Below are 12,876 nucleotides of genomic sequence, written 5' to 3' on the forward strand. Positions count from 1 at the left end.
TCGTGCTGCTCGTGCATTCGTTATTTTCCTTCCGCCATATCAAGCAAGCCCTTTAAGAATTCGTTTTGTGCCTTGCGTAGGTTGTAAATGCACTCCGCCTGCAAGGCAGGAAACATGGAGCCCCCGTGCTCGGTTTCCCACTCCGCCCCCGCATTGCGCGGCAATTCACAATACTTGACAGACGCATTCTGCGTTGCCATGTATTTGTCCAGCAATTTCGCATGAATATTGCCTTTTGGTATGGTTGCGCGCAGTTTTTTATATATGATTTGGCTATCGGTCACCAGTTTTTTTTGCAATCCCGAATAGCATTCAACGTCTCCATAGCCGCCTCCCAAATGTTGCAGACAATCAGAATTTGAAATTGTCACCGAAAAATCATAATTTGATTTTGCCGCCACAAAAATAGGAAATAGCATTCCTGCGATTAAACAGAAAAACCGAGTTTTAGTGCGACGCATCATAAATCCCCGACGAAAATAAGCGAGCCTCCGTAACACGGCGATTTCTCACGCCGCGGTTGTCTCCAATTCGATACGTAAGGATAAAATCATGCATATTCCGATAATTACCTGTATTAATCTTTCGAATAATCACGTCCGCACCGCGACCTGGCCCGCTGTTATATACAATGCTGACAAGAGCATCGTATTCGTATTGAAACAGGGGAACATGAATACCGGAATTCAGTCGTCTTTCGACCTCAGCAACATTGCGCCGCCTAAATTCTCTTGCGCTTTCGAGGCTAATTACCTGTCCAACCTCAATATGATCAGCAGCAATAATGCGATGGCCGCATCCAACCGTGGGAATTCCAACGTTATCCAAATAGGCTTTTAAGATGAACCCCTCTGTCACTTGGTGCCCCTGGTATATGCCATTTAACACACCGGACTCCCATACGGCAGTAAAGGACAGTCCTTCCTGACTAACATGCCAAGGTTTGCAGAGTCTGCCCGATTGGACTGTCACGCATGAATTCGGATTCGTGTTCGTTACCGCCGTTCCAAGTGCGTCCGGCATTACGCCTCCTCCCTGTGACCAAGATAAATATATATCGATTGAGCGCCGATTGTTTTATAGCGTTTAGTGCGCCCCAAACCATCTGTCACGCCATGGACGAGCGAACCAGACGGCAGACGAACCGTATAATACGTGTCGCGCATAACCCGGCCGTCACCGTCTTTGAGTATGTATTGCTGGTCGTGAGTGCGATCCTTCGACGTTAATGCTGGTGCTGCCTTGCGCCCGCGACAATTGCACGCCCATGCGTAACCCAGCGCTTCGGCCATGGCGTAGCCGGATTTCATCTTACGAACCCTGTCAAACGGAAAAAACTCGCCGGTTTCGGCGTTCAGGGCCTGTGCGTGCGGCATCGGCGGGAACTTTGAGTAGATCGAATAGGTGATACGGCAAAGGTCGCATTCTTCCTCGACTGTCCAATCCTTTCCACCGCTTTGCTGTTTCAGTTGCTCCATTACACTCCTCACGAGTTTTCAGGCGATACCTCGCGAATTAATCATCGAAACGGACCATGGTCAATCGCTTTAATTCGGGATAAGCCCGTTTTGACAACTATTTACGATTGAGTCGGTTATCTCAATTTCTATTGCATATTCCCGCCGGCGCTGGACAAAAAAGGCGGCACTGAGCCGCCTTTATCGTCAGGGATCGAAACTGGTTAGTGTTGGGTCCATGAAGCATCCATAGCCGCCAGTTTCGCGTTCACGCCTTCCGTGACGTCAGCGAGAATCGCTGACGCGTCTTCCCGTGACAGTTGGCGCTGGCGTAGCCCCTTGCGTCGAGCGCAAGCACCGCGAACAGTTCCTGATCGCAGCGGTTACTAGACCTTGCGACTCCGGCCCCGTGGGTCGTTGTCAATTGCGATCAGACGCAGGACTTCCAGCGACATCGGCAAGCCAGTTGTCAAAAATTATCCGACCTGTACAACGCTGGTAATACCGTCTGGTTAGATAAGTCAAAGTACGAGGCCGGATACCTTATCGAAGAAGAAATCGAACTAGGTCATCTGTCATTTCTTCCAACTGGACGGATCGATTCTATGCGCGTAGTGTTTGGCAAGACTTCCATTGTCCCCTTGATTTCTGCCACCGATTTGCTCACATGTCCAGCGCTCTTCGCTCTATCGTGCTGCTCGCCTTCCCAAACATGCAACTGCTCGACGTGAGCGGTCCGCTGCAGGTATTTGCGTCGGCCAATGAACTCGTCGCGCAGCGCGGGCTCGGCAAGCTCTACTCACCCCGCGTCGTGGCGGCCGAAGCCGGGACCGTCACATCGTCGTCGGGACTCGCGGTGCTTGCCGCCTCACTGCGCTCGCTGAAGACGCCGCTCGATACACTGATCGTTCCCGGCGGCCGGGGCATTCGGGAGGCGTCGGCCGATCAACGCCTGATCCGCTGGACGCAACGCCACGCGCCGCATTGCAGACGCGTCGCGTCGGTCTGCTCGGGCGCGTTCCTGCTCGCCGAGGCGGGCCTGCTCGACGGCCGGCGCGTCGCCACGCATTGGGCGCGTTGCGACGAACTCGCGCAGGCCTATCCGCAACTGCAAGTCGAAGCCGATCCGATCTTCATTCGCGACGGCGATATCTGGACCTCGGCAGGCGTCACCGCCGGCATCGACCTCGCGCTAGCGATGCTCGAGGACGATCACGGGCGCGCGTTGGCGCTCGACGTCGCGCGCGAACTCGTCGTGTTTCTGAAGCGCCCGGGTGGTCAGTCGCAATTCAGCGCGACGCTGTCGCTGCAACATGCCGACGACCGTTTCGGCGAATTGCACGCATGGATAACGTCGCACCTCGCAGCCGACCTGTCAGTGCCCGCGCTCGCGCAACGGCTGCATATGAGCGAGCGCAGCTTCATGCGCCACTACAAGGCGCAAACCGGCCGCACGCCCGCGCGCGCGGTCGAGCAGCTACGCATCGAAGCGGCACAACGCTTGCTGAGCGAAACATCCTGGTCGATCAAACGGATCGCGGCGCGATGCGGATTCGGCAGCGAGGAAACGATGCGCTGCAGCTTCGTGCGTCAGCTGCGCGTGGCGCCGCAGGTGTATCGCGAGCGCTTTTCGTCGACGTGACATGCGCGGGCGGCGCAGCCGCTCGACATCACTCAGTAGCGGCGTTTGACGATCAGCGTCGCGCCCGTATCGTGAGAATGCAGAACCGCGACGCGCGCGGTGCCGGAGAACACCCAGTTGTCGACCGTCAAGGACAAGCGTCGCTGCGGTGACTGGCCAATCGACAACACTGAACTGTTCATCTGAACGATGGATATTTGCGGTGCGGTAGATGGACCCATACGTAGAGCATTCGAAGCACTCTGCGCGGCGGCATTTGCGCCCGGTTCGGACACCGGTGCGAACTCCGGTCCGGACGACACCAGGGCCTTCGCGGTGCCGAGCTGGGTATCGCGCGCAAGGTCCACGCTATAGTAATTCTCCATTTGCGCGTAGAACGGCTTGCCCCGATCCCCCTGATACTCCATCGCATAGCGCTGCTGCTCGAAGTAGCGCCGAGGCTCGGGAATGGGCGGCACGACTTCGACGGGCGACGCGACGATGTTGGCGACCATCATCGCTTGCGGCACATCGCCGAAGGGGCCTCCCGCAAACGCGTAGCCGCTCATCAAGACGAGTACCACTCCGACAATCCTCTCGCTTTGGCACGTCATCGGCATGCCTCCATGAAGGAATTGAAACGTCACATGACACGGCGCGTCACTCGAACCGCGCGCCTCGCAGCGTCGCTTGCATTCAGACATTGTAGTCAGTGATTTGCGTACCGGTAGGTCAATGTGTGAGGTCTCTCGCGAGTGTGGCGAAGACCGGCAAAAGCTTCTGGTCCGAGCGTCGCGAATCAAACGATCCCCGGCAACTCTTGCGAGGTTTCCCAGGCAACTGCGCGGTCAGATCGGATACCTGCATCTTCAACCGTTGCAGCGTCAACGGTCGCGCTCGTGGTAGTCAGTCGGCGCGTGTCGGTCGGCCATTGAATGCCGGCGCGATGCGCAAAGCGATCGTTTGAAAGCGCTTTCGCCAGGCTCGCGGCCATGCGAGAACGGCGTCGGGCATGAAGCGCGCGACGAGCAGCAGCAACGCGAGCAGCGCGGGACACCAGCGCAGATCGGTCGGCACGGGTTCGCGGCGGGCGAAGCGCGCTTCGAGCAGCGCATCGCCGAACGACGTCACGTTCAGCAGACGCCGGTAGTCGAGGCCCGTCTGCCGAGCCACCGAAGCGAGGTACTCACCGCGCAATTCGGACAATTCCTCGTGCGTTTGCGCCGCCACACCGGAGCCGGGCGTAGGCGGCACCTGGATCACGTCGTCGGCCTGCCAGACGCCGATCCGGTTGCCATTCGCATCGGTCTTCGGAATGGCCGCGGGCTGGTCGCCGCCGACGCCGATCAGCCAGCCCCTGATTCGCGCCGCATTGATGCCTTCCATCAGCGGACGTGACGCCAACAGCGGCGGCGCCTCCTGCCCATCGGTGACGAACGCGATGGCCGCGCCGCCGCCGACATCCTTCGCGACTCGCACGGCCGAATACACACCGCCTTCGGCAATGCGGCTCCAGTTGGTCCAGCGCATGCGCCCGTCGATGCCGTCGAGCGACACCAGCAGCGCGTCGTAGTTGCCGCAGACTTCGACCGGCGCCATCAGCAGCAACACCCGCTGCCCGGTGAACACGCTCCAGCCGACCTTCGAGCCGCACGGCAAACGCTCGAGCGCGTCGCGCATCGCGGCCTGCGCGAACTTGAGCCGGCTGACCGGGGCGCCGCCGAGCACCACATCCTCGACGTCCATGCTTTGCGTGATGTCGAACGTGACGATGTAGCTAAACGTGTTGCGCGGCAACGTGACGTCCGGCATCGCGACCGCCGCGATCAACGCGACGAGCGCGAGCGGCGTCAACGCATGACGCCATTTTGCGAAGCCACGCTCGCGCCGAACGCCGCTCATGGCAGGTCCTGGCTGCGCGCGTCGCGCACTGTGACGTTGTGCTGCTCTTTCACGTCGGGTCCGGCAAGCGCGGACGGCGTTTCCGGCGCGAGCCACAGCGCGCGCTCGAGGTTGTAGCGCACGTCCCAATCGTCGGGCGCCGCGCGCAGCGCGAGCCGGTAGCGCGCCTTGGCCTCGCCGATCATCGCCAGAGACCTGACTGTTTGCGCGTTGTCGCCGCTGCCTTCGCGCAGGTACAGATTGCCGAGATCGAACAGCGCCGCGCGGCCGACTTCATCAGGCGGGCTGCCCTCGGCGAGCAGACCGTTATAGAGCCGCGCCGCCGCGTCGTAGGAGCCCGCTTTCGATAGCGCTATCGCACGGGCCAGCTGAACCTCGCGCGCGTCGCCGCCGGCTTGCTGGTCACGCGCAGCGGCGTTCGTCGCGACGATGGCCTGATTGACCCGCTCCGCGTGCTGCAGACGAACGAAGCCATACCCGGCCCACGCGGCGCAACAGATCGCCACGGTGCCGAACAGCGTGTGGATCAGCGCGCGCTTCATGCCCAGCTCCTGACCTGCAACTGCTGCAACAGCACCAGCAGCGCCGCACAGAACAGCGCGAGCGCGAAACAGTACGGACTCAGATCCTGGCGAGGCAGATGCTCGACGAACGTCGTCGTTGCGTTCTGCTGCCGGTTGATCTCCGCGATCGCCGCCATCATCGCCTTCGGGTCTTCGGCCTGAAACAGCCTGTAAGGCGTCTTCAGCGTCAGAAAGAAGCGATGCAGCTGCGCTTCCGCCGAGCTTCCGCTGGCGGGCTGCGTCGCGTTCAGATCGGGACTGAAGACGCTGCTGCGCAGGTAGATGAAGTACAGCGCGATCCGGTTGCGTCGCAGTCCCTCCTCGATGCGCCGTCGCATCGTTTCGTCGAGCAACGCGCCACCATCGGAGACGAGCACGATCGCGCGGCGGCCCGACGACAAGCGCTCGTCGAACTGCGCGATCGCCGCCAGCATGCCGCGATCGAGCTCGGTGTCCGGCATGCCGCGGCCAATCGCCGTGGCCGCGACCGCGGCCTCGATCACGCGATGGTTGTAGGTGAACGACATCGCCAGCACCGGGTTGGTGCCGAACATCATGAACGCGAGGCGGTCGTTCGGCCGCTGCTCGACGAAGCGCGTCAGCGCCGCGCGCGCCACGTGGTTCTTGGAGTCGCCGCGCGGCGCCTCGACGCCCTTGCTGCCTATCGGCTCGTCCATGCTCTGGCTGCGGTCCATCAGAATCAGGATCTGTGCGCCGCTGCCGGTGCGCAGCACCTGCAACTGCGAGCGCCCCGGCCCCGCCAGCCCGACGACGATCGCCGCGATCGCCAGCGCCGCGCCGCCGCGGACGAGCCAGCCCGCCACGCGCCCGAGGTCGTCAGCGGGCAGCCATGCGACGCTCGAAAACACCAGCGTGTCGCTGCGCCGCCGCAGCAGCGGCAGCGCGGCGAGCGGCAGCAGCACCAGCATCCACGGAAGGGCGAAATCGAAGCTCATGGTCATCGCTGATGGCGCCTCTCCGCTCGATACAACGCACGGCACAGCGCGTGCAGCGAAAGCTCGCCGGCATTCTCGACGGCATGCGGCGCCGGCCCGAAAAAGCGCTCGGCCGAGGCCAGATAGAAACGTTCGAGCTGCGCGCGCAGCGGTTGCAGATAGGGCGCGCGCGCCAGCAACGCGGATAGCGAAGCCGCGTGCACGACCTGGCCGGCGGTTTCGTTCAGCGCGCGATGCAGGCAGACCCACGCATCGTTCGATGAAGCGGCGGACGCCTCCGGCAGCCGTTGCATCTGCCGCCACGCCCGCGCGAACGGCAGCCGCGCCGCCTCGCGCCGATTGCGCGCCCACCACCAGCTCGCCCACACGAGCAGCGTCGCGAGCAACAGGCCGAGCGCCCACGCGATCTGCCGGCGCCAGCCGGCCGTGCCCAGCATCGGCGCCTGCCGGTCGGGCCGCAGCGGCTGCAAGTCCCCAGCGGCGAACGCGGTTTGCGGCGTCAGCGGTCCGATGCTCGCCGGCCATTCGGCGACCTGCAACTGCGTGCCCGCCGCCGACGTCAGCGTCAACGCGGGCAACGTGATCTGCGTGAGCGTCTGCGGCGCATTGACGACCTGATAGCCGATCACCATCCACTTGCGGCCGTTCGCATCGGTTTCTAGCGTCACGGGCCGGCGTTCGAGCCAGACGCCCGTGCGTCCGACCGAAGGCGGCGTGACCGTACCGAGGTCGCGACCGTTGGCCTCCAGCAGCACGCGCTGCGTCAGCACATCGCCGAGCACATAGCCGAATGCGCGCGGCTCCTGAACGAGCGCGGCCACCTCGGCGGCACTGGCCATCGCGCAGGCGCCGCCGCCGCATAGCGACGCGATCAGCGCGCGCAGCGCCGCCCGACGCGCGCAGCCGCCGCGCACCCCGCGCGCGCTCATACCGTCAGCTCCAGAAAGTAGCGTGACATCGCTTCCGGATCGAACGCGCCTTCGACAAAGAACGGCTGGATGCCGCGTGCGCCGAACACTGCGGCGAGCTCGTCGCGACGGCGCGCGACGCCTTCGCGCCAGCGCTCGCGCAGGCCGCGCGAGAGCCACACGCGACGCTCTTCGCCCGACTCCGCATCGTTGACGGCCAGCAGCGACGCGTGCTGCGGCGGCGTGGTCTCGGCCGCGTCCCATACGACCATCGGCACCACGCACGCATGCACCAGCATGTCGAGCACCGGCGACAGTCGCGCGAGCGGCCAGTGGAAATCGGATACCACGAACACGAGCGCCTGGCGTCCGGCGATACGGATCGCGCAACGCCGCAATCCTTCGGCGGCCCCGCGTTCAGCGTGACGTTCGGCGTGACCATTCGCCTGACGATCAGCGATATCAGTGACGCCTTCGCGCAACATGCTCGCGAGCAGCGAGCCGGTGCCCCGTCCCGTGCGCGCCGGCATGAACAGATCGTCGCGTTCGCCGCTATCGAAGGCCAGCATGCCGAGCCGGTCGCCGACTCGGAACGCGCTATGGCCGAGCGCTTCGACAAAATCAGCGACGACCTGCAGCTTCGTTTTACGGGTGCCGAATTGCATCGACGCCGACACGTCGACGATCACGAACACGGAAACCGCGACGCGCTGCAAATGCACGCGCACGAGCCACTCGTCGCGCGCCGCGCGCAAGCTCGCGCGAAGATCGAGCCGGCGCGGGTCCGGATAGTCGAACAGCCGGCCGTGCATCGCGAACTGCTGGCCCGAGCCAAAACTCGAGCCGGGATGCGAGCCGGGCCGCGCACCGGCCGCGCGCATCGGCAGACGATAGTGGAATTCAGCGATGCCGTTCATCGTGTAAGCGCGCCGGCGTTCAGCGAGGCACGGCGACGTTCGCGACGATCCGCGCGATCAGCGCCTCGGCCAGCTCCTGGCGGCGCAGCTCGTAGATCGGCGTGAAAAACACGCGATGACCCAGCGCCGGCAGCAACACCTCGTGGATGTCCTCCGGCAGCAGATGCGTGCGTCCCGCGAGCCACGCGACCACGCGCGCGGCTCGCACCAGTGCGCTCATGCCGCGCGGACTCGCGCCCGCGAGAATCAGCTGCTCCATGTCGACGCCGTCGAGCGCGATGCCGAAGCGCGCCGGCGTTTCCGTCGCCTGCCAGATGTCGTGCACGTAGCGTTCGATCGTCTCGCTCGCCTGCACGCCCTGCTGGATCGCCGCGCCGATCCGGTTCAACTGTTCCCACGCCACGATCGACGGCGTCAGTTGCGCGAGCAGGCCGTCGACGTCATGAAACCTCGTGTCGAACACGAGGCTGCGCCGCGCCTCCTCGTCGGTCGGGGTCGGCATGTTCAGCTCGAACAGGAAGCGGTCGCGCGCCGCCGACGCGAGCTCGAAGGTCTCTTCCTTCTCGACCTTGTTGCGGTCGGCGTACACGGTCATGTGCGGAAAGCGATGCTCGCGGCCGAACGCCCACACGGAACGCTCGGCCATCGCACGCAGCAGCAGCGATTGCACCTGCGGGCGGGCGCGATTGATCTCGTTGAAGAAGAAGGTGGTCAGTTGCTCGCCGTGGCGCAGCAACGGGCCGGGCTCGATACGCGGCTTGCCGTCGGCGTCGACATAGGTGTGATAGACGAGGTCGCCCGGCATCAGATCGATCGTGCCTTCGACGCGCTCGAAATCGCCGCCGACCACGCGCGCGAACGCCCGTAACACGGTCGTCTTGCCGACCCCGACGCCGCCTTCGAGCAGCACGTGGCCGCGTGCGAACAGCGCGACATTGATGAGCCTCAGCGTTTGCTGCTGACCGACGACGACTCTCGCCACTTCGTTTTCGATCTGCTGGGCGTGAGAACGCCAGTCCTGAAGCTGCTCGCCAGAAACCATCGCTTCGATCCCCTTCCGTGGTGGCTGGCGTTTATTTGCGCGACGCCCGAACGTCGACGCGCTTCAAGACTCGCCAGCCTTACGTTCAAGCATGGTTTATGCCGATCGCACGCGCGGGACGCAAGAGTTAAATCGAATGCGAAAAGTTGGCAGCCTGTCACGACAGACGGGTACAGACTGTGCCATCGATGCCGCCTATCACGCACCGTTAATCAGCAAGCCGACGAGCGCGCTCGCGCCGCACGCAACGCACGCATCACGCTACCGCTGCGCCCCGACCTGCCGTTTCGCAAACACCCCCGCAAACTGCGCATATTCCTGCTCCAGATGCACCGCCGCATGTTCGAGCAGGAACTGCCGGAACATCACGCTGGTCGGCGAAAGCTGCTTGGTGCGCAGATGCACGATCTGCCACGTTCGTACGATCGGCGTGCCGTTCACGTCGAGCAGCGCGATCTCGCCGGTGCGCAACTCCAGCTGCAGCGTATGCAGCGAGATCAGGCTCACGCCCATGCCCGCCATCACCGCCTGCTTGATCGTTTCGTTGCTGCCGAGCGTGACGGTTTTCGCGGGAGTGAACAGATGCTGACGGAACATCGCCTCGGCGGCCATGCGCGTCCCTGAGCCCGGCTCGCGCAGCAGAAAGGTGTCGTTGCTCAACTCCTGCAGATCGAAGCGGCGCGCGCCGCACAACGGATGTTGCACCGGCGCGATCACCACCTGAGGATGGCTCGCAAGCGGCTCGGCCGTCGTATCGAGTTCGGGCGGCGGGCGGCCCATGATCGCGAGATCGATCGCGTTGTCCTGCAACATGCGCAGCAGCGCGTCGCGATTGCCGACCGAGAAATGCACGTCGACCTTCGGGTACAGATGCGAGTACATCGCCAGCAGTTTCGGCGCGAAGTAGGTCGCCGAACTGACGATGCCGACGTTGATCGAGCCGCTGTCGGCCTGCTTCAGCGACATCATCGCGTCTTCGGTGTCCTTGATTTCGCCGAGAATGCGGCTCGCGTGATGGGTCAGCACCTCGCCCGCTTCGGTCAGCGTGAGCTTGCGCGCGACGCGCTCGAACAGCCGCAGGCCGACCGCCTCCTCGAGCTGATGAATCTGCATCGACACGGCCGGCTGCGTCAGATGCAGCTCCTCGGCCGCGCGCGCGAAACTCGTATAGCGGCTCGCGACGACGAAGATCTGCAACTGCCGCAGGGTCAGCGTGCGAACGAAGTTCAGCTTGACCCGGTTCGTCGCGAAACTCGCGTTCTGCATCGAAGACTCAACGGCTCGCCCGCGGCGCATTCGACGGCTTCGCCGGCACCTTGCCCGATGGCAACTTGTTCAGTGCGGATTGAAAACTCAACGACTCCGAATGCGCCGGATGTGCAAAGTCGTTGTTGGGGCCCGGCACGTCGGTGCGAATCTGCAGGACCTGGCCCGGCACCCCGTCGGCGAGCACGAACGTGTAGCGCTTGCCCGTGTATTGCGCGAAGCGCGCCCCGTTCGGATCGTTCAGATAAGGCTGCACGACGATGCGCCGCGCGCTGACCGGCTTGCCGCCAAGCTCTCCCGGCACGCTCTCGATCTGCGGCCCCGCGGCGAGCGCGAGACGCAGACGCTGCTGGAAATAGCGGCGCTGCCCGCCGGTGAGACCCTGCATCTCCGCGATGTCGCGTTCGAGGAAATAAATGATCGCCGGATTGCACTGCAGGCCGCCGATCGGCAGGTTCACGCTGCCGGTATGGTCGGTCACCTGTGCGTCGCCCTTCGCGTTGTTCTCACTGACCACCAGCACCTTGACGACATCGGTGCTGCGCGACGGCTGCTCCGAATCGATCAGCGCGTAGTCGAGCTCGGTCTGCGCGGCGACGCCGTGCAGATGATCGGTCAGGAAAATCAGCCGCTCCGCCGGCGTGATATCGTCGCCGCCCGGCGCCGACGCGGCGCTCGCAGGGCTTGCCGCACGGCTTGCGGCCGGCGCGAGGCACAGCACGCACAGCGTCCCCATCAGCGCAGCGCGTGCCGCGCGCAGCCAGGCGCCGCGCGCGCGCGTCATTGCGATGCGTCGCCGGGCTTGCCCGCCGGCGCGTCGACCGGTTTGAGCATCGGCACCTGGTAGGTCGCGAGGATGCTGTCGATCTTGTCGTGATTCGCGCCGATCCATTGATCCACCTTGTCCTTCCAGTCTTTCTCGCCGTAGCGCACACCCATCGATATCGTGTAGTCGAAGCGGATGCCGGGCTGCGGCGGGAACGGCACGAGCCTGACCGAATCACCGGCGCGCTTGGCGAAGTAGCCGGCGATCGGCCCCCACAGGAACACCACGTCGACGTTGCCCGCGGCCAGGTCGTGTTCGATCATCTGGCCAGGGTATACGCCCGGATCGCCGCTTTGCACCTGGTACGATACCGCCTGGTCGATCAGGTTGTGGGCGAGCAGCCAGTCCACCGCCGGAGTTTGCGAAAAGATCCCGAAACGCAGCTTGTGCAGCTGATCGGGCGGCAGTTTCAGCAGGTCGTCGGGTGTTTTGATGCCGGCGAACTCGGGGCGGTTCGGCAGCACCATCGCGTAGGTCGAGCGCAGATATGGCTGCGTCGTCGACGTCATGTCATAGCCCTTCGGCACGCCGATGATCAGGTCGCAGCGATAGCGGTCGCTGCCCTCCGCCTTCTCGCGCAACGTGTGGCGCACGAAGCCCATGCGCTGCGGAAAGTACGTGTATTCGAGTTTGTAGCCGAAGTCGCTCGCCATCTGGGCCGCGATGCGGTTCTCATAGCCCTCGCCCTTGTCGTTCGACAACGGCATGTTGTTCGGGTCCGCGCATACCCTGAGCACGCCGTCCGCGCCGTCGTTGTTCGGCAGCGCGGGGCCATCCGCCCGGACCGCGGCGCTCGCGAGCGCCGCCCCACACAACGCGGCCGCGATCACGCTGACATGCACGGACATGCTTCTCTTATCACGCATCGTGAGCCTCCGGAAGAATGACGGCGCGGCGTTAATTCGAGTCGATGGCATGCAGATCGCCCGGCTTGATCTGTCCATCGGAGCGTCCTTTCAGATACGCATAGAGATTTTCCCAGTTCTTCTGCATCATCTGGCTCGCGCTGAAATCGGGCATACCCTTATCGACGCGGCCGCCGAACACCGTGCGATGAAACTCGTTCTTGTCCAGCGTCTTGAACGCGTCGATCAGCGACGGCCCAACCATGCCCTGCTGCTGCGCGCCGTGACAGCGTTCGCAAGCGAGCGCGCGCCACGTCTTCCAGCCCTGCAGCGTATTACTGTCGACCTTGTTACCGTCGACTACCTTGTACGCGACCTGCGCAATCGAAGGATTGTTCTGCGCGTATCCGACGGGCAGCATGACGAGCGCTATGGGCAACGCGGTGAGCAACAGGATAGATCGGCCTTTCATGCACATGTCTCCATCTGGGAAAAAGCCGCGCCCCGATGCGTGTCAGCGACGCATCCACCAACGGGCGCGATCTGGGGGTAATTCAATGCTTGCGCGAGGCT

At 63.5% G+C, this 12,876-nt stretch carries 15 protein-coding genes; 1 reads left to right on the forward strand and 14 read right to left on the reverse strand.

Annotation, left to right across the window (positions count from 1 at the left end; all coding sequences use genetic code 11):
* Positions 1 to 20 precede the first annotated feature (20 nt).
* Genes QFZ91_RS35205 through QFZ91_RS35215 form a run of 3 tightly spaced genes read right to left on the reverse strand, consistent with a single transcriptional unit; the run spans position 21 to position 1,478 of the window.
* Positions 21 to 464, reverse strand: a complete 444-nt coding sequence (locus tag QFZ91_RS35205; RefSeq protein WP_429570066.1) for a hypothetical protein — start codon at positions 462 to 464, stop codon at positions 21 to 23.
* On the reverse strand, positions 448 to 1,023 hold the full coding sequence (locus QFZ91_RS35210; RefSeq protein WP_429570067.1) for a lysozyme: 576 nt from the start codon (positions 1,021 to 1,023) through the stop codon (positions 448 to 450). Before QFZ91_RS35210 ends, QFZ91_RS35205 begins: the two co-directional genes overlap by 17 nt.
* Positions 1,023 to 1,478: a hypothetical protein gene (locus QFZ91_RS35215; RefSeq protein WP_429570068.1), complete on the reverse strand. Its 456-nt coding sequence runs from the start codon at positions 1,476 to 1,478 to the stop codon at positions 1,023 to 1,025. The genes QFZ91_RS35210 and QFZ91_RS35215 overlap by 1 nt, the downstream gene beginning before the upstream one ends.
* A gap of 646 nt (positions 1,479 to 2,124) precedes the next feature.
* Here QFZ91_RS35215 and QFZ91_RS35220 point away from each other — a divergent pair.
* Positions 2,125 to 3,099, forward strand: a complete 975-nt coding sequence (locus tag QFZ91_RS35220; protein ID WP_429570069.1) for a GlxA family transcriptional regulator — start codon at positions 2,125 to 2,127, stop codon at positions 3,097 to 3,099.
* Between the two features lie 32 nt (positions 3,100 to 3,131).
* Here QFZ91_RS35220 and QFZ91_RS35225 read toward each other — a convergent pair whose 3' ends face one another.
* The 11 genes from QFZ91_RS35225 to QFZ91_RS35275 form a co-directional block, all read right to left on the reverse strand.
* Positions 3,132 to 3,662 carry a hypothetical protein gene (locus QFZ91_RS35225; protein WP_368716037.1) on the reverse strand — a complete coding sequence of 177 codons (531 nt, stop codon included), beginning with the start codon at positions 3,660 to 3,662 and terminating at the stop codon, positions 3,132 to 3,134.
* Positions 3,663 to 3,984: 322 nt separating this feature from the next.
* Entirely contained in the window at positions 3,985 to 4,980 is a 996-nt protein-coding gene (locus QFZ91_RS35230; protein WP_429570070.1) for an MxaL protein, read from the reverse strand.
* Complete coding sequence (locus QFZ91_RS35235) at positions 4,977 to 5,522, reverse strand: tetratricopeptide repeat protein (protein ID WP_429570071.1); 546 nt, start codon at positions 5,520 to 5,522, stop codon at positions 4,977 to 4,979. Before QFZ91_RS35235 ends, QFZ91_RS35230 begins: the two co-directional genes overlap by 4 nt.
* The gene (locus QFZ91_RS35240; protein WP_429570072.1) at positions 5,519 to 6,505 is read right to left on the reverse strand and encodes a vWA domain-containing protein; all 987 of its coding nucleotides are present in this window, start codon (positions 6,503 to 6,505) and stop codon (positions 5,519 to 5,521) included. Before QFZ91_RS35240 ends, QFZ91_RS35235 begins: the two co-directional genes overlap by 4 nt.
* Positions 6,502 to 7,428 (reverse strand): calcium incorporation protein MxaA, encoded by a 927-nt coding sequence (locus tag QFZ91_RS35245; RefSeq protein WP_429570073.1) that lies wholly within the window; start codon positions 7,426 to 7,428, stop codon positions 6,502 to 6,504. Before QFZ91_RS35245 ends, QFZ91_RS35240 begins: the two co-directional genes overlap by 4 nt.
* Complete coding sequence (locus QFZ91_RS35250; RefSeq protein WP_429570074.1) at positions 7,425 to 8,324, reverse strand: DUF58 domain-containing protein; 900 nt, start codon at positions 8,322 to 8,324, stop codon at positions 7,425 to 7,427. The genes QFZ91_RS35245 and QFZ91_RS35250 overlap by 4 nt, the downstream gene beginning before the upstream one ends.
* 19 nt (positions 8,325 to 8,343) lie before the next feature.
* The gene (locus QFZ91_RS35255; RefSeq protein WP_429570075.1) at positions 8,344 to 9,366 is read right to left on the reverse strand and encodes an AAA family ATPase; all 1,023 of its coding nucleotides are present in this window, start codon (positions 9,364 to 9,366) and stop codon (positions 8,344 to 8,346) included.
* A gap of 261 nt (positions 9,367 to 9,627) precedes the next feature.
* The gene (locus QFZ91_RS35260) at positions 9,628 to 10,632 is read right to left on the reverse strand and encodes a LysR family transcriptional regulator (RefSeq protein ID WP_176120585.1); all 1,005 of its coding nucleotides are present in this window, start codon (positions 10,630 to 10,632) and stop codon (positions 9,628 to 9,630) included.
* Between the two features lie 7 nt (positions 10,633 to 10,639).
* Positions 10,640 to 11,416 (reverse strand): hypothetical protein, encoded by a 777-nt coding sequence (locus tag QFZ91_RS35265; protein WP_368596958.1) that lies wholly within the window; start codon positions 11,414 to 11,416, stop codon positions 10,640 to 10,642.
* The gene (locus QFZ91_RS35270; protein ID WP_429570076.1) at positions 11,413 to 12,324 is read right to left on the reverse strand and encodes a substrate-binding domain-containing protein; all 912 of its coding nucleotides are present in this window, start codon (positions 12,322 to 12,324) and stop codon (positions 11,413 to 11,415) included. Before QFZ91_RS35270 ends, QFZ91_RS35265 begins: the two co-directional genes overlap by 4 nt.
* Before the next feature lie 31 nt (positions 12,325 to 12,355).
* Positions 12,356 to 12,775, reverse strand: coding sequence for a c-type cytochrome (locus tag QFZ91_RS35275; RefSeq protein ID WP_176379694.1), 420 nt, complete (start codon positions 12,773 to 12,775; stop codon positions 12,356 to 12,358).
* Positions 12,776 to 12,876 lie beyond the last annotated feature (101 nt).

It is taken from the genome of Paraburkholderia sp. JPY419, from assembly GCF_050435705.1.
Taxonomy (GTDB): Bacteria; Pseudomonadota; Gammaproteobacteria; order Burkholderiales; family Burkholderiaceae; genus Paraburkholderia; species Paraburkholderia youngii.